The organism is Agromyces allii, from assembly GCF_009749385.1.
Lineage (GTDB): Bacteria > Actinomycetota > Actinomycetes > Actinomycetales > Microbacteriaceae > Agromyces > Agromyces allii.
On sequence record NZ_WBIN01000014.1, the window covers coordinates 112,597 to 132,816 of the forward strand.

The 20,220-nt window shown below is 72.7% G+C and carries 20 protein-coding genes; 13 read left to right on the forward strand and 7 right to left on the reverse strand.

All coding sequences use genetic code 11. The features are described 5' to 3' along the window. Window position 1: 1 nt before the first annotated feature. Window positions 2-652 (reverse strand): hypothetical protein, encoded by a 651-nt coding sequence (locus GQR16_RS17500; protein ID WP_157416446.1) that lies wholly within the window; start codon window positions 650-652, stop codon window positions 2-4. A 96-nt stretch (window positions 653-748) separates the two neighbouring features. On the opposite strand from GQR16_RS17500, the gene GQR16_RS17505 reads away from it, so the two are divergent. Further along, complete coding sequence (locus GQR16_RS17505) at window positions 749-1,393, forward strand: TetR/AcrR family transcriptional regulator (protein WP_157416447.1); 645 nt, start codon at window positions 749-751, stop codon at window positions 1,391-1,393. An 81-nt stretch (window positions 1,394-1,474) separates the two neighbouring features. On the opposite strand, the gene GQR16_RS17510 is transcribed toward GQR16_RS17505, so the two are convergent. The 3 genes from GQR16_RS17510 to GQR16_RS17520 all read right to left on the reverse strand — a co-directional run bounded on the left by GQR16_RS17510 (window position 1,475) and on the right by GQR16_RS17520 (window position 3,794). Further along, a complete protein-coding gene (locus GQR16_RS17510; protein WP_067880217.1) occupies window positions 1,475-1,843 on the reverse strand; it encodes a nuclear transport factor 2 family protein in 369 nt (122 codons plus the stop codon). 70 nt (window positions 1,844-1,913) lie between these two features. Further along, on the reverse strand, window positions 1,914-2,177 hold the full coding sequence (locus GQR16_RS17515; RefSeq protein WP_157416448.1) for a hypothetical protein: 264 nt from the start codon (window positions 2,175-2,177) through the stop codon (window positions 1,914-1,916). A 78-nt stretch (window positions 2,178-2,255) separates the two neighbouring features. Next, on the reverse strand, window positions 2,256-3,794 hold the full coding sequence (locus GQR16_RS17520; protein WP_157416449.1) for an MFS transporter: 1,539 nt from the start codon (window positions 3,792-3,794) through the stop codon (window positions 2,256-2,258). Window positions 3,795-3,928: 134 nt separating this feature from the next. Between GQR16_RS17520 and GQR16_RS17525 the strand changes: the two genes are divergently transcribed. After that, window positions 3,929-4,600: a TetR/AcrR family transcriptional regulator gene (locus GQR16_RS17525; protein WP_157416450.1), complete on the forward strand. Its 672-nt coding sequence runs from the start codon at window positions 3,929-3,931 to the stop codon at window positions 4,598-4,600. 72 nt (window positions 4,601-4,672) lie between these two features. Here the strand turns inward: GQR16_RS17525 and GQR16_RS17530 are convergent, their stop codons facing one another. Then, a complete protein-coding gene (locus GQR16_RS17530; protein ID WP_157416451.1) occupies window positions 4,673-5,689 on the reverse strand; it encodes a magnesium and cobalt transport protein CorA in 1,017 nt (338 codons plus the stop codon). A 249-nt stretch (window positions 5,690-5,938) separates the two neighbouring features. Between GQR16_RS17530 and GQR16_RS17535 the strand changes: the two genes are divergently transcribed. The 9 genes from GQR16_RS17535 to idi all read left to right on the forward strand — a co-directional run bounded on the left by GQR16_RS17535 (window position 5,939) and on the right by idi (window position 15,268). Continuing rightward, window positions 5,939-7,096 carry a polyprenyl synthetase family protein gene (locus GQR16_RS17535; protein ID WP_170298552.1) on the forward strand — a complete coding sequence of 386 codons (1,158 nt, stop codon included), beginning with the start codon at window positions 5,939-5,941 and terminating at the stop codon, window positions 7,094-7,096. A gap of 185 nt (window positions 7,097-7,281) precedes the next feature. After that, entirely contained in the window at window positions 7,282-8,604 is a 1,323-nt protein-coding gene (locus tag GQR16_RS17540; protein ID WP_211373568.1) for an inositol-3-phosphate synthase, read from the forward strand. Further along, on the forward strand, window positions 8,601-9,494 hold the full coding sequence (locus GQR16_RS17545) for an SCO3242 family prenyltransferase (RefSeq protein WP_157416453.1): 894 nt from the start codon (window positions 8,601-8,603) through the stop codon (window positions 9,492-9,494). The genes GQR16_RS17540 and GQR16_RS17545 overlap by 4 nt, the downstream gene beginning before the upstream one ends. Continuing rightward, window positions 9,491-10,360, forward strand: a complete 870-nt coding sequence (locus GQR16_RS17550) for a sugar phosphate isomerase/epimerase family protein (protein ID WP_157416454.1) — start codon at window positions 9,491-9,493, stop codon at window positions 10,358-10,360. The genes GQR16_RS17545 and GQR16_RS17550 overlap by 4 nt, the downstream gene beginning before the upstream one ends. After that, window positions 10,357-11,136, forward strand: coding sequence for an EboA domain-containing protein (locus GQR16_RS19655; protein WP_170298553.1), 780 nt, complete (start codon window positions 10,357-10,359; stop codon window positions 11,134-11,136). The genes GQR16_RS17550 and GQR16_RS19655 overlap by 4 nt, the downstream gene beginning before the upstream one ends. Before the next feature lies 1 nt (window position 11,137). Next, on the forward strand, window positions 11,138-12,046 hold the full coding sequence (locus tag GQR16_RS17560) for a TatD family hydrolase (protein WP_157416455.1): 909 nt from the start codon (window positions 11,138-11,140) through the stop codon (window positions 12,044-12,046). Further along, window positions 12,046-13,245: a metabolite traffic protein EboE gene (gene eboE, locus GQR16_RS17565; RefSeq protein ID WP_157416456.1), complete on the forward strand. Its 1,200-nt coding sequence runs from the start codon at window positions 12,046-12,048 to the stop codon at window positions 13,243-13,245. The genes GQR16_RS17560 and eboE overlap by 1 nt, the downstream gene beginning before the upstream one ends. Beyond that, window positions 13,242-14,645: an alkaline phosphatase family protein gene (locus GQR16_RS17570; protein ID WP_157416457.1), complete on the forward strand. Its 1,404-nt coding sequence runs from the start codon at window positions 13,242-13,244 to the stop codon at window positions 14,643-14,645. Before eboE ends, GQR16_RS17570 begins: the two co-directional genes overlap by 4 nt. Next, a complete protein-coding gene (gene idi / locus GQR16_RS17575) occupies window positions 14,642-15,268 on the forward strand; it encodes an isopentenyl-diphosphate Delta-isomerase (RefSeq protein WP_157416458.1) in 627 nt (208 codons plus the stop codon). Before GQR16_RS17570 ends, idi begins: the two co-directional genes overlap by 4 nt. 109 nt (window positions 15,269-15,377) lie before the next feature. Here idi and GQR16_RS17580 read toward each other — a convergent pair whose 3' ends face one another. Further along, entirely contained in the window at window positions 15,378-16,016 is a 639-nt protein-coding gene (locus tag GQR16_RS17580) for a TrmH family RNA methyltransferase (RefSeq protein ID WP_157416474.1), read from the reverse strand. 186 nt (window positions 16,017-16,202) lie between these two features. On the opposite strand from GQR16_RS17580, the gene GQR16_RS17585 reads away from it, so the two are divergent. Further along, the gene (locus GQR16_RS17585; protein ID WP_157416459.1) at window positions 16,203-17,513 is read left to right on the forward strand and encodes an Nramp family divalent metal transporter; all 1,311 of its coding nucleotides are present in this window, start codon (window positions 16,203-16,205) and stop codon (window positions 17,511-17,513) included. Window positions 17,514-17,847: 334 nt separating this feature from the next. Beyond that, window positions 17,848-18,459 (forward strand): hypothetical protein, encoded by a 612-nt coding sequence (locus tag GQR16_RS17590; RefSeq protein WP_157416460.1) that lies wholly within the window; start codon window positions 17,848-17,850, stop codon window positions 18,457-18,459. Window positions 18,460-18,554: 95 nt separating this feature from the next. Here the strand turns inward: GQR16_RS17590 and GQR16_RS17595 are convergent. Then, the coding region (locus GQR16_RS17595) for a rhamnogalacturonan lyase family protein (protein WP_484456021.1) at window positions 18,555-20,220 on the reverse strand (1,666 nt) is incomplete at its 5' end.

Sequence of the window (20,220 nt, forward strand, 5' to 3'; positions counted from 1 at the left end):
GTCAGGCCTCCGTCGTCGCGGGCTCGACCGAAGGCGAGGGCGAGGGCCGCGACGCCTGCGCCGCGCCCGCCGGCTCCTGCGCCTCGCGCCGCTGCACATCACGCTGCTTCGGTCGCGGCCCGAGGATCCTCCGCAGCACCAGGCCGGTGACGACGGTCGCGACGACCGCACCGCTCGAACCGAAGACGACGTGCCCGCGGTCGAGATCGATGATGACGAACGACGTGATGATCCACGCGGCGGCCCATGCGAGCGCGACGACGGCAGCCCAGACCAGGCCGACGCGAAGACGGCCGGCACGGACACCTGCGTCGCCACCACGGCGCGCGCCGACGACCGCCGCCTGCGCAGCACCCACCACGAGGCCGGTCACGAGACCCGTGAGCGCAGCCGCCACGGGAGTGACGGGCGGCCCGAACAGCGCGACCGCTGCAGCGGAACCGACACCGAAGGCGACCGAGGTCGCAACGAGCCAGCGCCAGTCGACGGCACGGCCGAGCGCGAGCCACTGCGCGGCGCCGAGGACCGCACCGGCGATCGCGCCGGCTGCGATCGCCGTCAGCGGATCCGAGACCGGGCCGACGACGAGCATCGCGAGCAGGCCGCCGAGCGGGAAGGCGAGAAACGTGGGGATCCAGCGAAGGAGGGACATGCGGTACTCCGATCTTCGATTGCGTACGTCGTACGTTAGCGCATAATGTACGATGTACGCAACAGGTCGAAAGACGCATGACATCGAGGAGCACGGATGACCGACACCACCTCCCCTCGCACACGACGGCGACGCAACTCCCTCACCGAGGTCGAGATCCTCGATGCCGCCGAGACCGTCGCCGCAGACGGGTTCGCGGCACTGACCATGCGCGCGGTCGCCGACGCACTCGGCGCATCGCCCATGGCGCTCTACCGCTACTTCGCGACGAAGGACGAACTCGTCGACGCCCTGCTCGACCGCGTGCTCGGTCGCATCGAGTTCGACGACGGATCCGACGGGTCCGGCGATCCCCGCGCCGACCTCGACGACTTCGCGCACCGGCACCTCGCACTGCTGCTCGCACACCCGTGGGCCGTCGCGGCGCTCGTCGCGCACCCGCTGCCCGGCCCCAACGCCTTCCCGATCGGCGAGCACGCCCTCGTGATCCTCGAACGCGCGGGCATCACGGGCGACGATGCGGTCGCGCTCTTCAGCGGCATCCTCGCGCTCAACTACGGGTGGGCGTCGTTCGCGATCTCGCGCGACGAGCCCGACGCGGCCTCGAGCATGGCGCGCCTCTTCGCGTCCACGGCGCCCGGCCTGCCGCGCACCGCCGCGGTCGCCGCCGAGATGCAGCGCTACGGCAGCGACGACCACTACGACCGCGTGATCGCGCGCCTGCTGCACACGGTCGGCTGACCCGACGACCCACCACCACGCGAACCCCAGAGGGGCGGATGCCGCGGCATCCGCCCCTCTGGGGTTCGCGTCGGGCGCGCGCTACGCGGGCGTCTGCTGGTGCGCCGCCACGTGCCACGCGCCGTCGTCGTAGACGTACGTGGTCGACATGCGGAGGTTCGCGGTGTCGTCGCCGCGCCGCGCGACCGCCCGGTAGACGACGATGCCCGCTCGATCGCCGAGGCGGATCACAGCGGGCTCGTGCAGTTCGTAGGACTCCCACGGCGGCGTCGCGCGGAAGCGGGCGAGGATCTCGTCGCGGCCGAGCGTCGCCCCCTCGACGACCATCAGGGCATCGCGGGTCATCGAGCGTTGGTAGTGCTCGCCGCCGCGACCGTCGAGGATCGCCTTCCATCCGGCGTGCTCTTCGTGCAACAGACGGGCGGGCAGATCATCGGTGATCTCGGTCATGGCGACAACGCTAACCGCGATCGGATGCCGCGGCTAGAGGCCCGGGCCACGACCTGCGCGACACGCCGCGCTAGCGTTCCGATCCGCCGAGACCCGCCGCAGCAGCAGCCCGCTCGTCGCGTCGGCGCCGGGCCTCGCGACCAGCCGCGAGCGCGCCGAAGCCCGTCGTGCCGAGGGCGAATGCGCCGAGCAGTCCGACGAGCGCCCCGTGATCGCCCGAGGCGTAGAGCGCGACCGCGACGATCAGCACCGCCGCGGCCACGACGATGATCGCGACGCCGGCGATCTCGCCGCCGGTGAACCGGGAGAGCCACGACCTCACGCGATTCCGCATGCCTCCATGCTGCGCCCCGCCGGGCGCGCGCACAACCGGGATCGGGGCGAACCCCGATCCCGGTCGCGATGACGGACCTCAGCCGACGATCGCCGGCTCGGGCGCTTCGGCGCCGGCCGCGGCATCCGCCGGCTCAGCCGTGTGCGAGAGCGACAGGCCGTGGCCGCGACGACGGAACAGCAGGGCTGCGAGCACCGCGCCGAAGGCGAAGAACGCCGCACCCCACCAGTACGCCACCGCGTAGCTGTGCACGGCCGCCTCGGCCGCGATCGCCGGCGTCGTCGGCAGGTGCGCCGCGAGGTAGTCGGCCGCCGCGGTCGCCGCGAGGGTGTTGAGGAGGGCCGTGCCGATCGAACCGCCGACCTGCTGGCTCGTGTTGACCATGGCCGAGGCGACGCCCGCGAACCGGCGGTCGACGCCGAGCGTCGCGGTCTGCATGGACGCCGGCATGATCGAGCCCATCGCGAAGCCCAGGATCAGCAGCGGCGGCAGCACGTCGGCCGCGTAGGTGCTGTCGAGGCCGAGGTGGGTCAGGTAGACCATGCCCGTCGCGCCGAGCGCCATGCCGAACGGCACCATGATCTTCGGCCCGAACCGCGGCACGAAGATGTTCGTCGACAGCTGCGCGGCGAGCACGAGCATGCCGATCATCGGCAGGAACGACAGCCCCGTCTGGATCGGCGAGTACCCGAGCGAGGCCTGCAGGTAGTAGGTCACGAACAGGAAGATGCCGAACATGCCGGCGCCCGCGATGAGCACCGAGGCGTACGCGGCGCCGCGGTTGCGGTCGAGCACGATCGCCAGGGGCAGCAGCGGGTGGCTCGCGCGGCGCTGCCACAGCACGAAGACGATCAGGAGCACGCCGGATGCCGCGAGGAAGCCCCACGTGAGCGGGGAGTCCCAGCCCTCGGACTCGGCGTTCGAGAACCCGTAGACGAGCGAGAACAGGGCCGCGGAGACGAGCAGCGTTCCGGGGATGTCGAGCTTCGGACGAGGTCCGACGCGCTTGGCGTTCGTGACGAAGACGAGCGCGCCGACGATCGCGATCGCGGCGATGACGACGTTGATGTAGAGGTTCCAGCGCCAGTCGAAGTTCTCGGTCAGCACGCCGCCGAGCAGCAGGCCGACCGCGCCGCCGGCACCGGCGATCGCGCCGAACACGCCGAACGCGCGGGCGCGCTCCTTGGGGATGACGAAGGTCGTGGTCAGCACGGCGAGTGCCGTCGGCGCGAGCAGCGCACCGAAGGCGCCCTGCAGTGCTCGGGCGCCGACGAGCAGCTCGAACGAGCCGGCTGCGCCACCGAGGGCGGATGCCACGGCGAAGCCGACGAGTCCGATGATGAACGTGCGCTTGCGCCCGATGAGGTCGGAGAGTCGCCCGCCGAGCAGGAGCAGGCTGCCGAAGGCGAGGGAGTAGGCGGTGATGATCCACTGGCGCTGGCCGTCGGTGAAGCCGAGGTCGGCCTGCGCGGCCGGCAGCGCGATGTTCACGACGGTGGAGTCGAGGACGACCATGAGTTGGGCCAGGCCCACGACGGTGAGGGTCCACCAGCGGCGGGACGAGGGCGCTTGAGCCGGCGGCGCCGTCTGCGCCGTGACGGAGGGTGCGTTGGTCATGTCGGAGACTATATACGGAACTGAGACGTTCCGAAACCATGAAGTTTCGGATATGAACGGTTCCTGAACTATGCTGGTCTCGTGCGACATGTCGATGCCGCGCGCAGACGACGTTCGAGATGGGATTGGCCGCAATGACGCAGCTCGACCTCCCCGCTGAAGCGGAGGCCGCCGAGGCGACGACCGCCCCGCGCCTGGGCCGCAAGCGCGACCACTCGCGCGACCCCGAGATCCTCGACGCCGCCATCGAGGTGCTCGCCGAGACCGGCTACGAGGGCATGACCGTCGAGATGGTCGCGGCCAGGGCCAAGGCCGGCAAGGCTACGCTCTACCGGCGCTGGCCGTCGAAGGCCGAGCTCGTGCTCGACGCCGTCGCCTGCATGAAGCGCGGCGACGTCGAAGCACCCCTGCCCGACACCGGCACCCTGCGCGGCGACCTCGTCGCGCTCATCAAGCCGCGCTCGATCGCCGAGGCCGAGAAGAAGCTGCAGATCATGGCCGGCCTCGCCTCGATGCTCTCCCGCTCGCCCGAACTCGCCGACACCGCCTACGCGACGCTCGTCGAGCCCCGCGCGAACCTCAACCGCATGCTGTTCCAGCGGGCCGTCGACCGCGGCGAGATCACGGGCGAGCACGACCTCGAGACGCTCGCCGTCGTGAGCGCGGCCATGGCCTCCTACCGCCTGATGCTGCTGCGAAAGCCCGTCGACCGCGAGTTCCTGCTGTCGATCATCGACGGCGTGATCCTGCCCGCGCTCGGGCTGCCGGCCGGCGAAGCCGCGACCGACGGGCCGACGCAGGGCTGACGCCGATCGGGGCCGCCGGCGCGCGGACGCCCGCCCGCGGCATCCGTGCTGCGAAAGGCCCAACAGCCGGCCTTACAGCCAGCCCTTGCGCTTGAAGAGCCCGTAGAGCACGCCCGCGAAGGCGAGCATGAGCGCGAGGGCGAACGGGTAGCCCCACGGCTTGTCGAGCTCGGGCATGTGCGTGAAGTTCATGCCGTAGATGCCGGCCACGAGCGTGGGCGCGAAGATGATCGCCGCCCAGCTCGAGACCTTCTTGGCCTGCTCGCTCTGGGCGACGGCCGCCTCGGAGAGCACCTTCGTCTCCTCGTTCTGGCGCTGCGCCACGAGCGTGGAGTGCACCTGGAGCGCGTTCTGCAGCAGCTGGCGGAACGTGTCGCCGTGCTCGACGATGCGCAGCACGTGGTCCTTGACGTCGCGCAGGTAGCGCTGGAGCTCGAGGTCGACCCCGTACTTCTCGAACCCCCGCTCGAGCGCGTCGAACATGCCCACGAGCGGACGCGTCGCGCGCTGGAACTCCATGACCTCGCTCGCGAGGTCGTAGATGCGCCGCGTGACCTCGGGGTCGCCGGAGAAGAGCTGCTCCTCGATCTCGTCGATGTCGTTCTCGAGGCCCGCATCGACCGGCGCGTACTCGTCGACGACCTCGTCGAGCACCGCGTAGAGCACCGCCTCGGGCCCCCTCGCGAGCAGCTCGGGCGAGGACTCGAGTCGGCGGCGGACCTTCGCGAGGTCGGGCGACTCGGCGTGACGGATCGTGATCGCGTAGTCGGGGCCGGTGAACACGTGCAGCTCGCCGAACTCGACCTGCTCGACGTCGTCGAGGTAGCGCGCCGGGCGCAGCACCACGAAGAGGGAGTCGCCGTAGCGCTCGAGCTTGGCGCGCTGATGCCCCTTGCGGGTGTCTTCGACCGCGAGCGGGTGCAGGCCGAACTCCGCGGCGAGCGCGTCGAGCTCGGCGTCGGTCGGCCGGTAGAGCCCGATCCACACGAAACCGCCGTGCGACTCGTGGGTCTCGAAGGTCTCCTCGAGCGAGGCGGGTGTGGCGACCCGGAGGCCGTCCTTGTAGATCGCGTTGTCGACGACGGGCACCGCGCCAGTCTGCCACCTGGCCGCCGCGACGGGTGCCCGAACGTCGGATCGGCGGGCTTCATGGCCCCCAATCTTTTGCACGTGCAACGTACGAATGTCGTTCATTGACACTACGACTTTGCTCGAAGTAGTCTGCACATCAGATCGCAAGGCGGCGAAACCGAGCAGGATTCAGGTCCCTCGTCACCGGCGCGATCCGGGCCGGCATCCGCCGGCTTCCGCACCCGGTCGACGATGACGGAGGTCAGCATGCTCCCCGCCCCGGTGACCGCTGCCGCCGCCCGGTCGAGCCTCGAACGAAGCACCGAACCGGTGCTCGAGTCCGAGCTCGCGCACGACCGCGCCCGTGCCTTCGCCGACCGCATCGACGACGCGCTCGGCGACGTCGCCGCACTGGCGGGGGTGCACTGGAACGAGGTCGGGCGGCGCACGGCCTCCGCCGGACCCGAGATGGCCCACCTCGTCGCGGGCGCCCGCGAGGCCGACGGCGGCAAGTACCTGCGGCCACGGCTCGCGGCCGCCTCGTTCCTCGCCCACGACGGCACCGACCTCGCACTCCTGCGGCACGTCGCCGGCGCGGTGCAGCTCGTGCACCTCGCGCTCTGCGCCCACGACGACGTCATCGACGGCGACCGGGTGCGCCACGGCCGCCCGAACGTCATCGGCCGCGCCGAGGCGGATGCCCGCGCCGCGGGGCTCGGCGCGTCGGCCGCGACCCGACAGGGCGAGGCTTCGGGCCTGCTCGCGGGGGACCTCGCCCTCAACGCCGCGATCCTCGCGCTCATCACCGCTGAGGCTCCGGATGCCGCGCGCCTGCGCCTCGCGGCCGTCGCCCTCGACGCGATCGAGCAGACCGTCGCCGGCGAACTGCTCGACGTGCGCAGCGAGACGCTGGCCCCCGCTGAGACCCGGCCGCTCCTCGTCGCCCGGCTGAAGACCGCCGCCTACAGCGTGACGCTGCCGCTGCAGCTCGGCGCGATCGCGGCGGGCGCCGACGACCCGGTGACCGCCGACGCCGTCGAGCGGGTCGGAACGGCGCTCGGCATCGCCTACCAGCTCGGCGACGACGATCTCGGCCTGTTCGGCACCTTCGAGACGACCGGCAAGTCGACGCTCTCCGACCTGCGCGACGGCAAGCGCACCGAGCACATCCGCCTCGCCATCGAGCGTGCCGACCCCGCCGATCGCGCGCGCATCGCGCAGGTGCTCGGCTCACCCGACGCGACCGAGGAGGACGCCCGCCGGGTCCGCGACATCGTCACCGCGACCGGCGCCCGCTCGGCCGTGCACGCGCTGATCGACTCCCACCTCGAGCTGGGCATCCGCACCGCCCGCGCCGAGCTGCCCGCTCCGCTCGCCGAGCACCTCGCCGGGCTCGCCCGGGCGCTCCGCCACCGGACGAGCTGAGCCGCGACCCGGCGCCGGCCCGCGGCATCCGAAGACCAGCAGAACCGACCGAACACGCCAGACCGAGACACCAGCCCGAGACACCAGACCGAGACACCAGACCGAACACACCGCACCGCAGACCAACCGAACACCGGCGCCGGGCTCGCCCCGGACGCACGAAACCTCGATCGAAGGAGACCGACGTGGAGCACCACGCCCAGCACGACCCCGCCGCACAGCCGACCGACGCCGCCCGCGGCACCCGGGCCGCCGACTGGAATCAGGGGCGTGTGGGCCTGTGGCTGATCGGCGCACGTGGCTCGGTCGCGACGACCGTCGCCGTCGGCGTGCACGCCCTCGCCGCACGCGTCGCCCCGCCGACGGGCTGCACGACGTCGGGCCCCGGCTTCGCCGAAGTTCCGCTGCCCGGCTTCGACGAGATCGTGATCGGCGGGCACGACCTGAGCACCACGCCGGTCGGGCAGCGTGCCGAGCAGCTCGCCGCCGCGGGCATGATCCCTCCGGCGATCGTCGCCGCGGTGCGCGACGAGCTCGACGTCGTCGACGCCGAGATCCGGCCCGGCTACGACCCGACGACGCACCCGGGCAGCCAGGCCGAGGTCGTCGCGCGGCTCGCCGCCGACATCGTCGCGTTCCGGGAGCGGAACGGCCTCGCGCACGTCACCGTCGTCGACGTGTCGTCGACCGAGCCGCTGCCGGCCGACCGTCCCGAGTTCCACGACCCCGCCCTGCTCGCCGCGGCCATCGCCGAACCCGGGGTCGTCGTGCTGCCGCCCAGCTCGATCGCCGCCCTCGCCGCGGTCGAGGCCGGCGCCTCGTACGCGTGCTTCACCCCCTCGGCCGGCCTCGGCCTGCCCGCGCTGCGCGCCATCGCCCAGCCGCGCATCGCGTTCGCCGGGCAGGACGGCAAGACCGGAGAGACCCTGCTGCGCACCGTGCTCGCGCCCATGTTCGTCGAACGCGGCATGCACGTGCTCTCGTGGGCCGGCGCGAACCTCCTCGGCGGCGGCGACGGGCAGACCCTCGCCGACCCCGAGGCCGTGCGCAGCAAGCTCGCCTCGAAGACCCGGGGCCTGCACAGCCTCGTCGGCGAGCACGTCGTGGCTCCCCTGCACATCGACAACGTGCCCGACCTCGGCGATGTGAAGACCGCGTGGGACCACGTGCACGCCGAGGGCTTCCTCTCGAGCCGCATCACGCTGCAGACCACGTGGACCGCCTACGACTCCATGCTCGCCGCGCCGCTCGTGATCGACCTCGCCCGGCTGCTGTCCCTCGCCGGCGCCGCCGGGGTGGTCGGTGTCGTGCCTGCGCTCGGCAGCTTCTTCAAGGACCCGTGGGGCAGCGACGTGCACGCGTTCGCCGACCAGGCGACGGCGCTCAAGTCCTGGGCCGCCGACCTCGGCGAGCAGGTCGCGGTTCGGGATGCCGCGGCCGCCGTCGAGCGTTCCGAAGACGCCGCGGCACCGGCCGCCGAGCCCGCGCCGATCGGCGGGGTGCGGTGACGACGGTCTCCGACGTCCTCGACCTCGTGCGCGCGCCCGCCGCGCTCACCGTGCTCGGCGACACCGCGGCCGGCGCCCAGGTCGCCGCGGGGGGCTTCACCCGCCGCGGATGGCTGCTGCCGCTCGCGTCGGTCGCGATCTACAGCGGGGGCATGGCCCTGAACGACTGGGCCGACCGCGACCTCGACGCCGTCGAGCGGCCCGAGCGGCCGATCCCGTCTGGGCGCGTCAGCCCCCGGCGAGCGCTCGCGGTCGCCGCGGGACTCGGCGCGGTCGGGCTCGCACTGGCCGCGGCCGGCGGCGGTCGACGGGGGCTCGCGGTCGCGGCGCCGCTCGTGGCATCCGTCGTCCTGTACGACGTGGTCGCGAAGCCCACCGCGGCCGGGCCGCTCGCGATGGCCGCGTGCCGCGGGCTCGACGTGCTCCTCGGAGCCGGCGGATCGCCGCGAGCGCTGCCGGCCGCGCTCGCGATCGCCGTGCACACGCTCGGCGTCACCGCGCTCTCCCGCGGCGAGGTGAACGGCGGCGCGGCCTCCGACACGGGACTCGCGCTCGTCGCGACCGGCGCGGCCGCCGCCGCGGTCGACTCGGTCAGCCCCGGGGTGCAGACCACGTCGGCACGGCTCGGCGGTGCCGCCGGGTCGGCCGCGTACCTCGCCGCCGCGCTGCCCGGGCAGTTGGCCGTCGTCGACGACCCCAGTCCGAAGCGCGTGCGCGACGCCACCCGCGCGGGCATCGGCTCGGTCGTGCCGTTGCAGGCGGCGATCGTCGCCCGCGGCGGCTCGCTCGCCGTCGCGGCGGGCCTGATGGCGGTGCACGCGACGATCCGGCTGCGCGGTCGCCGCGGCCGGAAGCCCGGCAACGGCCCCGCCCGCGGAGACGTCACATGAGCACCGCCCGATCCGAGGGCCTGCCGGGGGCCGGGTTCGTCCTCGGCTACGGCACGAACGGCTTCACGGATCATCCGCTCGACGACGCGATCACCGTGCTCGACGACCTCGGCTACCGAGGACTCGCCCTCACGCTCGGCCATCCGCACCTCGATCCGTTCGCGAGCGACGCCGACCGCATCGCCGACCGGCTGCGCCGCCGACTCGACGACCTGGGTTGGCGCGTCGTGGTCGAGACGGGCACGCGCTACCTGCTCGATCCGGCCCGCAAGCACCGGCCGAACCTGCTCGACGACGAGCCCGGCCTGCGCGAGCTGTTCCTGCGGCGGGCCATCGACCTGGGCGCGATCCTCGGCGCCGACTGCGTGTCGCTCTGGTCGGGCACGCTGCCCGAGGGCGTCGAGGTCGCCGAGGCGCACGACCGCCTGCGCGACCGGCTCGGAGGCCTCGTCGAACGGGCCGAGGAGGCGGGCGTGCCGCTCGCGTTCGAGCCCGAGCCCGGCATGCTCGTCGAGACGGTCGCCGACGCGCTCGCGCTGCGGGCCGATCTCGGCGACCCTCCTTCGCTGGGCCTCACGGTCGACCTCGGCCACTGCGTCGTCGTCGAGCCCGACGGGGTCGTCGGCGCGCTGCGAGCCGCCGGACCCCTGCTGCGCAACGTGCAGGTCGACGACATGCTGCCCGTCGCGCACGAGCACCTCGAACTCGGTCACGGCGCGCTCGACCTCGCCGCGGCCCTCCGCACGCTCGACGAACTCGACTACCGCGGCCTCGCCGCGATCGAGCTGCCCCGTCACGCGCACGACGCCCCCGGCGTCGCCGCCCGATCGATGACCGCACTCCGAACCGCCTGGGAGGAACGATGAACCATCAGTGGACCGAGGACGCCGTGCGGCTGATCGCCGCCGAGCCCGACCGCATCGCCGAGCTGTTCCCGGCCGCGGGCCGCGAGGTCGGTCGGGCCCCGCTCGCGCCCGACACCGACCCGCTCGGCCTCGCGCTCGGCACCGCCGACGACCTCGCCCGCGAGGTGCTCGTCGGCGCACTGCTCGACGCGCTCCCGCCCGCCGAGGCCGCGGCCGAGCTCGCCGACCTGTACCGCTACGGCGACGACGCAGAGCAGCGCGGGGTGCTGCGGGGGCTCAGCGCGGCCGAGTCCGCCGGCGAACTCGCGGTCGAGGGTGCGGATGTCTCGGGCGGCAGCGTCTCGAGCGGCAGCGTCTCGGGCGGTAGCGGATCGGGCGGTGCGGATGTCGCAGGCCCGCCGCCCGCGGCATCCGTCGACGCTGCGAACCTCGACCCCGTCGTCACGACCGGCCTGCACCTGGTCGCCGAGGCGCTCCGCACGAACGACCCCCGGCTGGTCGCCGCCGCACTCGGCCCGTTCGCCGCCGCGCACCTCGACCAGCACTCGTGGCGCCACGGCGTGCTGAAGGCGCTCTTCATGGGCATCCCCCTCGACGCCGTCGCCGGCCTCGACCGCCGCACCGACGCCGAGGTGGCCCGCATGGCGGCCGGCCTCGTCGCCGAGCGTCGCGCGGCATCCAGGGACGTGACCGACGACATGACCCGGCTCGCCGCCGGGCACGAGACGGCGACCACCGAGAACACACCGAACACCACCGACCCTACGGAGGACTGACATGCGCATCTTCGACCCGCACATCCACATGACCTCGCGAACGACGACCGACTACCGGGCGATGTACGCCGCGGGCGTCCGCGCGCTCGTCGAGCCGTCGTTCTGGCTCGGGCAGCCGCGCACGAACGTGGGCAGCTACACCGACTACTTCGACGCGCTCATCGGATGGGAGCGGTTCCGTGCAGCGCAGTACGGCATCCGCCACCACGCCACCATCGGGCTGAACCCGAAGGAGGCGAACGACCCGCGCTGCCGCGAGGTGCTCGACGTGCTGCCCCGCTACCTCGCGAAGGACGGCGTCGTGGCCGTCGGCGAGACGGGCTACGACTCGATGACGCCCGAGGAGGACGAGGTCTTCGCCCGTCACCTCGAGCTCGCGCTGAAGCACGGCCTGCCCGCGCTCGTGCACACGCCGCACCGCGACAAGGCCGCCGGCACGCGCCGCACGCTCGACGTCGTGCGCGAATCGGGTCTCGCGCCCGGCCTCGTCGTCGTCGACCACCTGAACGAGACCACGGTGGCGGATGTCGCCGACAGCGGCTGCTGGATGGGCTTCTCGATCTACCCCGACACGAAGATGGACGAGCACCGGTTCGTCGCGATCCTGCGCGAGTACGGCACCGAGCGGATGCTCGCGAACAGCGCCGCCGACTGGGGCCACTCCGATCCGCTGAAGACCCTCGCGACCGCGCACGCCATGCTCGACGCGGGCTTCACGGCCGACGACGTCGACCTCGTGCTCTGGCGCAACCCGGTCGAGTTCTACGGGCAGAGCGGCCGGCTGAACCTCGATCCGGTGCCCGGGTTCGAGGGGTCGGGCGATGCGGAGGCGACGGATGCCGCGGGCTCGGCGTCGACGGCGCCCTCGAGCTTCGAGGGCAACTCCGTGCTGCGGGGGGTGCCGGCCTGATGGAGCTCTCGTACTGCACCAACGTGCACCCCGCCGAGGATCTCGACGGCGTGCTCGACCAGCTCACCCGGTATGCGGGCCCGGCTCGCCGTGCCGCCGGGCTCGACCGCCTCGGCGTCGGACTCTGGCTGCCCGCGCCGCTCGCGCACCGGCTCGCGTCGGACTCCGTCGCCCGAGAACGCCTGCGCGCGGGCCTCGTCGCCGAGGGGCTCGAGGTGCGCACGATCAACGCGTTCCCGTACACCTCGTTCCACGCCGAAGTCGTGAAGCTCGACGTCTACCGCCCCGACTGGACCGACCCCCGCCGTGCCGACTACACGCTGGAGTGCGCGCAGGTGCTCGCCGACCTGCTGCCCGAGGGCGCGGAGGGCAGCATCTCGACGCTGCCGCTCGGCTGGCGCCACCCGTGGACGGCGAGCGACGACGCCGCCGCGACGGCCGCCCTCGACCGTGTGTCGACCGGGCTGCGCGAGCTGCGCGACCGCACGGGCCGCACGATCCGGCTCGCGATCGAACCCGAGCCCGGCTGCGTGCTCGACACCGTCGACGACATCGTCGCCTGGCTCTCGCCGCGGCTCGGCCCCGGCCGCCTCGACCCGGAGTTCATCGGCATCTGCCTCGACACCTGCCACCTCGCCGCATCGTTCGCCGACCCCGTCGAGACCGTGCAGCGGGTGGGGCGGGCCGGCATCCGGATCCCCAAGATCCAGGCCTCGGCGGCGCTGCACATCGCCGACCCGGCCGATCCGGCCGCGCGCGAGGCCCTCACGGAGTTCGCCGAGCCGCGCTACCTGCACCAGACGCGGGCGCTCGCGCCCGACGGCGTCGTGATCCGCGTCGACGACCTGCCCGACGCACTCGACGAGCACGGCGGCCTGCGCACCGACGGCCCATGGCGCGTGCACTTCCATGTGCCGCTGCACCTCGAACCCGAGGCGCCGCTGTCGTCGACGACCGAGGTGCTGCGCCGCGCGGTGGCCGCCGTGCGCGAGCTGCCCGACGGCGACTCCGCCCACCTCGACGTCGAGACCTACACCTGGACCGTCCTCCCGGGCGGCGCCGGAGACCTCGTCGAGGGCATCGCCTCCGAGCTTCGATGGGCGAGCGGCGAGCTGCTCGACACCACCGACCGCGACTCGACGGACCCGACCGCGACCGGCCGCGCCGCGGCATCCGCCCCTCGGATGGCGACGGCATGACCCGCGTGCTGCTGCTCGACGTCGTCGGGCTCACCGCCCGAGCCCTCTCGCAGATGCCGCGCCTGCGCGCGCTGGCCGCCGGAGGGGCGACCGCGCGGCTCGGCACCGTGCTGCCCGCGGTCACCTGCAGCGTGCAGTCGACCATGCTCACCGGGCTCGCGCCCGCGCAGCACGGCATCGTCGGCAACGGCTGGTACCACCGCGACATCGGCGAGGTGAACCTCTGGCGCCAGCACAACGCGCTCGTCGAGGGCGAGAAGGTGTGGGAGACCGCACGCCGGCGCGAGCCGGGCTTCACGACCGCGAACGTCGGCTGGTGGTACGCGATGGGGGCGAGCACCGACGTGACCGTCACGCCGCGGCCGATCTACCACGCCGACGGCCGCAAGTCGCCCGACGCGTACACCCGGCCGCCCGCACTGCACGACCGGCTCGTGGGCGAGCACGGCGAGTTCCCGCTCTTCCAGTACTGGGGCCCTACGGCGTCGCTCGCCTCGACGCGGTGGATGGTCGAGGCCACCCGCTCGGTGCTTCGCGACGAGGCCTCCGACCTCGTGATGTCGTACCTGCCGCACCTCGACTACGACCTGCAGCGCTTCGGGCCCGACTCGCCCGAGGCCGACCGGGCCGCCGCCGAGCTCGACGCGGTGCTCGCGCCCCTGCTCGACGACGCGATCGCGGCCGGCGTCACCGTCGTCGCCGTCGCCGAGTACGGCATCGCGCCGGTCGACACGCCCGTCGACGTCAACCGCGCACTGCGCCGTGCGGGACTGCTCGAGGTGCACACCCAGCAGGGGCGCGAACTGCTCGACCCGATGACCTCGCGCGCGTTCGCCGTGGCCGACCACCAGGTCGCCCACGTCTACGTCGCCGACCCCGCCGACGTGCCGCGCGTGCGCGACCTGCTCCGCGGGCTCGACGGCGTCGACGAGGTGCTCGATCGGGAGGCGCAGGCCCGCTACGGTCTCGACCACGCCCGCTCGGGCGAGCTCGTCGTCGTCGCCCGGCCCGACGCCTGGTTCACCTACTACTACTGGCTCGACGACGAGCGGGCGCCCGACTTCGCCCGCGGCGTCGACATCCACAAGAAGCCTGGCTACGACCCGGCCGAGCTGTTCTTCGACCCCGCCGACCGGTTCGCGAAGGCCCGTGCGGGGCTCGGCCTCGTGCGCAAGAAGCTCGGCCTGCGCTACTCGATGAAGGTCGTGCCGCTCGATGCGACGCACGTGCGCGGCAGCCACGGGCGCCTCCCAGAGCACGACGCCGACACGCCGCTGCTCATCTGCTCCGACGCAGCGCTCCCCTTCTGGGACGCGGCGCCCGACCTCGTACCCGCCGCACGCGTGCGCGACCTCGTGCTCGAGGCGGCACGCGTGCCCGAGCCCGCGGCCACGTCATGAGCGACGTGCCGGCGGGCGGGGGCATCGGCATCGGTGCCGGAAATGGTACGGCCACGGCGACGGCCGTGGCCGGCCCTGGGGGCGAAGGCCTCGTCGAGGAGGTCGTGCTCCTCGACGAGGCCGGTTCGCCGATCGGCACCTTCGCCAAGGCCCTCGTGCACGGCTTCGACACCCCGCTGCACCTCGCCTTCTCGTGCTACGGCTTCGACGAGGAGGGGCGGATGCTGCTGACCCGCCGTTCGCTCGCGAAGCGCACGTGGCCCGGCGTCTGGACGAACGCCTGCTGCGGCCACCCGCAGCCCGGCGAGGACCCGGTGGACGCGGTGGTCCGACGTGTGCGATCGGAGCTGGGCGTCGAGCCACGCGGCATCCGCCTCGTGCTGCCCGACTTCCGCTACCGCGCCGTCGACGCGAGCGGCCTGGTCGAGCACGAGGTGTGCCCGGTGTACTTCGCCGAGCTGCCGACCGAGCTCTCGCCCGACCCCGACGAGGTCGTGTCGTGGGTCTGGGTCGATCCGGCCGACTTCCTCGCGACCGCCGAGCAGGCGCCGTTCCTGCTCAGCCCGTGGAGCGTGCTGCAGGCCGCCGAGTTCCGGGCGGCGGGGCTGCTCGGCGCAGGCTGACGCACCCACCGGCCGTTCTCCGGATGCCGTGTCCGACACGCCGCCCGCACCGAGCGACACACCGTGCAGCACGGCGCCCATCCGGAGTTCGGCCGGGGATCCGATCGGGTCAGCGCCGTGCGTGCCGCCGCACCCACTCGTGCATCACGATGGCGGCCGCCGCACTCGCGTTGATCGAGCGCGTCGAGCCGTACTGCGTGATCTCGACGACGAGGTCGGAGGCCCCGATCGCCTCGTCGCTGACGCCCGGTCCCTCCTGGCCGAAGAGCAGCACGCATCGCTCGGGCAGCTCGACCGCGTCGACCGGTTCGGAGCCCTCGACGTTGTCGACCGCGATGATCGGCAGCCCCTGCGCCTCGGCCCACGCGACGAAGTCGGCGACATCCGGATGGTGCAGCACGTGCTGGTAGCGGTCGGTGACCATGGCGCCGCGCTTGTTCCAGCGGCGGCGGCCGATGATGTGCACGGTCTCGGCGGCGAACGCGTTGGCGGTGCGCACGATCGAGCCGATGTTCATGTCGTGCTGCCAGTTCTCGATGGCGACGTGGAACGGATGCCGGTGCAGGTCGAGGTCGGCGACGATCGCCTCCATGCTCCAGTAGCGGTAGCGGTCGATGACGTTGCGGGCGTCGCCGTGCTCGAGCAGGTCGGGGTCGTAGTGCGGCTCCTCGGGCCACTCCTCGCGCCCGCCGGGCCACGGCGGCACGCCGTGCGGCAGCGTCGGCTCGGGGTGCTCGGGCTCGGGCAGGTCGTCGGTCACCGCTTCACGCTACCGCCGGTCGCCGCCGGTCGCCGCCGGTCGAAGAGCGAAGCGTCTCGAGACGAGCCCGCCGGTCGAGGAGCGAAGCGTCTCGAGACCAGCGTTTCGGACGGCGCGCGCCGACTCGACCGGCGCAATGTTTCGGTGTGCCTAAATATTCGCTAAGGTTTCGGTGTGCCGAAAACACTCGATGACGAGACCACCCAGCCCGGGCGACCCGAGACGACGGCGACGGATGCCGCGGGCGGCCGCGCCGCGGCATCCGCCCCTCGCCTTGCGTGGCTGATCGGGCCGGCCCTCGTGGCGGGCGTCGCCTACCTCGACCCGGGCAACGTCGCGAGCAACATGACCGCGGGCGCCCAGTACGGCTACCTGCTGGTCTGGGTCGTGGTGATCGGCAACGTCATGGCGTGGCTGATCCAGTACCTGTCGGCCAAGCTCGGCGTGGTCACGGGCAAGAGCCTGCCCGAGGTGCTCGGCGAGCGCATCGGCAACCGGTGGGGCCGCCGGGCGTACTGGCTCCAGGCCGAGGCCGTCGCGATGGCGACCGACATCGCCGAGGTCATCGGCGGCGCGGTGGCGCTGAACCTGCTGTTCGGGGTGCCGCTCGTGTGGGGCGGCCTCATCACCGGCACCGTCTCGCTCGTGCTGCTCGTGATCCAGTCGCGGCGGGGTGCGCGCCCGTTCGAGTTCGTCATCATCGGGCTGCTCGTCATCATCGCCGTGGGCTTCAGCGTCGGCGTCTTCGTGGCCCCGCCCGACCCGGCCGGCGTGCTGGGCGGGCTCGTGCCGCGCTTCGAGGACGCGAACTCGGTGCTGCTCGCCGCCTCCATCCTCGGCGCGACGATCATGCCGCACGCGATCTACGCCCACTCGGCCCTCGCCCGCGACCGGTTCGCCCCCAACCGCCGTGCCGAGACGAACACCGTTCCGACCGCGCGCCTGCTCGTCGCCACCCGGTGGGACGTCACGATCGCGATGGCCATCGCCGGAACCGTGAACCTCTGCATCCTGCTGCTCGCCGCCGCGAACCTCGCCGGCGTCGAGGGCACCGACAGCCTCGAGGGCGCCTACGCGGCGCTCCAGGTCTCGCTCGGCCCGATCATCGCGACGCTGTTCGCGGTCGGACTGCTCGCCTCCGGTCTCGCCTCGACCTCGGTCGGCGCCTATGCGGGCGCCGAGATCATGCACGGACTGCTGCACGTGCGCGTGCCGCTGATCGCCCGCCGGCTCGTGACCCTCGTGCCGGCCCTCGCGATCCTCGCGCTCGGGTTCGACCCGACGCTCTCGCTCGTGCTGAGCCAGGTCGTGCTCTCGTTCGGCATCCCGTTCGCGCTCATCCCCCTCATCTCGGTCACGGCCAAGCGCGGGGTGCTCGGGCGGTTCGCGAACCACTGGGCGACGACGGCGGCCGGCATCGCGGCATCCGTGTTCCTCATCACCCTGAACGGCGTGCTGCTCTGGCTGGTGTTCACCGGGGCGTGACCGGCTCGAGCCGGCCTGAGCCGGTCGAGGAGCGAAGCGTCTCGAGACCAGCGCACTGCGATCGACTCCGAGTGCCCTCGCGACTATCACGGATGCCGCGGGCAGGCGCTCAGGCGGTTGCCAGCCTTCTTCGCGGCCGGCCGCGCTTCGCCGTCATCCCGGGCATCCGAGGTCCCGAACTGCCTGGGGATCGACGCTGCAGGCCCCGGAACCCGGGCGCGTCGCGACATCCGCCCAAACCGATTCGCCGACCGCCCCGGATCGCCTCATGTGCCGGACGTGAGGGTTCCGAACCGGAACCGACCCCGGCACACGCAGAGGAAGGGTTCATCTCATGAACACGTTCACCGCCAAGCGCACCATCATCGGCGCCGCCGCCGTCGCGGCCGCCGGACTCGCCGCCGCGGGCATCGCGGCCCCCGCCATGGCCGCCGACCGCGTCGGCGACGAGACGAGCGTCGCCGAGTCGACCACCTCGACCGACCTGTTCGGCGACACCGGACTGCACGGCCTGACCGACGTGCTCGACCTCGGCCCGGTCTCGTTCGACGACCTCGGCTCCATCGTGACCCGGGCGCCCATCACGGGCGGCGACATCACGGGCGGCGACCTGACCGGCGGCGACATCTCGAACGAGAGCCCCGTCGTGGTCGCCCCGGGTGACATCGGCTCGGGCAACGTCGTCGGATCGGGCAACGACGTGCAGGCCCCCATCGGCTCGGGCAACGACACGAACGTCGACCTCGGCGGCGCCAGCGACCTCGTCGACGTCGGCGATGTCGGAGACGTCTCCGGCTCGATCGGCGACGTGACCGGCTCGATCGGCGACGTCACGGGATCGGTCGGCGACATCGCCGGCGACGTGACCGGCTCGGTCGACGGCATGGTCGGCGACCTCACCGACGACCTCACGAACGATCTCGACCTCGGCGGCCTGCTCGACTGACCGCGTCCGGACATGAGACCACCCCGGGTGCCGGCACGGAATTGCGGCACCCGGGGTGGTCGTCGGTCATCCGCGGCTCATCCGCGGACGGTCTCTCAGCGACGGGAGAAGTCGTGCGTCCACACCGACTTCGAGCCCTCCTCGATCGCGTTGCCCGTCTTCGGCACGGCGGTAACCGTGACCTCGGCGCGAGGCGCCTTGTGCAGGCCCGCCTTCGCGCGCGTGCCGTCGAGGTAGTAGTCGACGTCCCGGTCGATCGGCACGACGATGTAGTCGAGCAGGTACCCGCGCGGGTCGAGGAACAGCGGTCGTGCGGCCCTGACCGGCGTGGTCGTGATCGGCACGTTCGCCCAGTCGAGGTCGCTCGCGAGGTAGAACGACGTGTAGGCCGGCTGGTTGTACGTCGTCTGCTGGCGCGCCGTCTCGACCCGGTACTGCGGGTCGTGCATGAGCGTGATCAGCTTGTGGGTCGTGACCTCGGTCGTCGAGTAGATGCGCAGCGCGCTCGAGTCGGTCGTGCGCACGAGCAGCTCCTCCCGCCAGTCGCCGAACACGTCGGCGACGAGCGACGGGTTGCCCTTCGTGCCGTTGTTCGTGAGCGTGCCGGCGGCGGTGAGCAGCGTGCCGCGCGTCCAGTCGTCGATGGTGGGCGTCTGGGTTCCGCTGCCGTTCACGATCTGCGTGGTGAGGTCGCCGGCCCAGCGGATCGACATGTTCGTGCCCGGCGTCGCGGTCGAGAGGATCTCGCCGGTCGCGCTCAGCAGGCCGCTCGCCTCGGTGCCGCCCGGCATGCTCGACCACACCTCGATGCCCGGCACGTCGGGTCGCACGTCGCCGATCATGGCGCGTCCCGTGTCCCGACCGGAGTATGCGCCGAAGATCGGCACTCCGGTGGCGGCATCGCGCAGCACCGAGCCGTAGGGGGCTGCGGTCCCGCCTTCGTGCGCGGTCCAGATCTCGACGCCCGGGCGCGCCGGGTCGATGTCGGTGACGTGCATCGCGTCGCCGTGGCCGAGTCGCACGTTCGCGCCGGGGCTCGCGCTGCCCTCGGGCAGCACGTCGAACGAGCTGGAGAGCAGACTGCCGTCGTCGTCGATCGTCGCGGACCCGTAGACGAGTTCCTGCCTTCCGTCGGCATCGACGTCGGCGAAGCTCAGCGAGTGATCGCCCTGCGTGGTGAGGGTGGCGAACTCGGGATCCGTACCGTCGCGGCCGTGGGGCGAGTCGTTGAACGGGTTCGTCATGGGCACGTGGCCGCTGTCGACGAACCAGCGCTGGCTGAGGCTCTCGCCGTTCCAGTCGTAGGCCGCGATCGTGGCGCGCGTGTAGTAGCCGCGGGCGAACACCGCCGACGGGTGCTCGCCGTCGAGGTAGCCGACGCCCGAGAGGAACCGGTCGACCCGGTTGCCCGGCTCGATGCGGGCCATCGCGTAGTCGCCCCAGAGCAGGCCGTCGTCGCCGCGGCCCGGGTCGTAGGCCACGGTCTGCAGCTCCTCGCCCGTCGCGCTGTCGAAGACCGTGAGGTACTCGGGCCCGTCGACGATGAAGCCCTCGAAGTTGCGCAGCACGTTGCGGGTGCTGCGGGCGGGCGCGTAGACGTCGATGAAGGTGTCCACCAGTTCCTCGGCGCTCTCGCGGCTCAACGGGTACTCGTGCGTGACCGGCATGCCGAACGCCTCCTCGAGCGTCGCCGGCCCCTGGCCGGCGCCGTCCTGGGGGTGGGCGGTCCCGCCCGGGGCACAATGGACGCGGGGCTCCGCG

What these genes read in the sequence shown, in the direction of transcription:
- eboE (WP_157416456.1), top strand. Translation starts at nt 12,046, where the DNA reads ATGGAGCTCTCGTACTGCACCAACGTGCACCCCGCCGAGGATCTCGAC.
- GQR16_RS17520 (WP_157416449.1), bottom strand. Translation starts at nt 3,794, where the DNA reads ATGACCAACGCACCCTCCGTCACGGCGCAGACGGCGCCGCCGGCTCAA.
- GQR16_RS17515 (WP_157416448.1), bottom strand. Translation starts at nt 2,177, where the DNA reads ATGCGGAATCGCGTGAGGTCGTGGCTCTCCCGGTTCACCGGCGGCGAG.
- GQR16_RS17560 (WP_157416455.1), top strand. Translation starts at nt 11,138, where the DNA reads ATGCGCATCTTCGACCCGCACATCCACATGACCTCGCGAACGACGACC.
- GQR16_RS17510 (WP_067880217.1), bottom strand. Translation starts at nt 1,843, where the DNA reads ATGACCGAGATCACCGATGATCTGCCCGCCCGTCTGTTGCACGAAGAG.
- GQR16_RS17590 (WP_157416460.1), top strand. Translation starts at nt 17,848, where the DNA reads ATGAACACGTTCACCGCCAAGCGCACCATCATCGGCGCCGCCGCCGTC.
- GQR16_RS17525 (WP_157416450.1), top strand. Translation starts at nt 3,929, where the DNA reads ATGACGCAGCTCGACCTCCCCGCTGAAGCGGAGGCCGCCGAGGCGACG.
- idi (WP_157416458.1), top strand. Translation starts at nt 14,642, where the DNA reads ATGAGCGACGTGCCGGCGGGCGGGGGCATCGGCATCGGTGCCGGAAAT.
- GQR16_RS17505 (WP_157416447.1), top strand. Translation starts at nt 749, where the DNA reads ATGACCGACACCACCTCCCCTCGCACACGACGGCGACGCAACTCCCTC.
- GQR16_RS19655 (WP_170298553.1), top strand. Translation starts at nt 10,357, where the DNA reads ATGAACCATCAGTGGACCGAGGACGCCGTGCGGCTGATCGCCGCCGAG.
- GQR16_RS17570 (WP_157416457.1), top strand. Translation starts at nt 13,242, where the DNA reads ATGACCCGCGTGCTGCTGCTCGACGTCGTCGGGCTCACCGCCCGAGCC.
- GQR16_RS17500 (WP_157416446.1), bottom strand. Translation starts at nt 652, where the DNA reads ATGTCCCTCCTTCGCTGGATCCCCACGTTTCTCGCCTTCCCGCTCGGC.
- GQR16_RS17535 (WP_170298552.1), top strand. Translation starts at nt 5,939, where the DNA reads ATGCTCCCCGCCCCGGTGACCGCTGCCGCCGCCCGGTCGAGCCTCGAA.
- GQR16_RS17550 (WP_157416454.1), top strand. Translation starts at nt 9,491, where the DNA reads ATGAGCACCGCCCGATCCGAGGGCCTGCCGGGGGCCGGGTTCGTCCTC.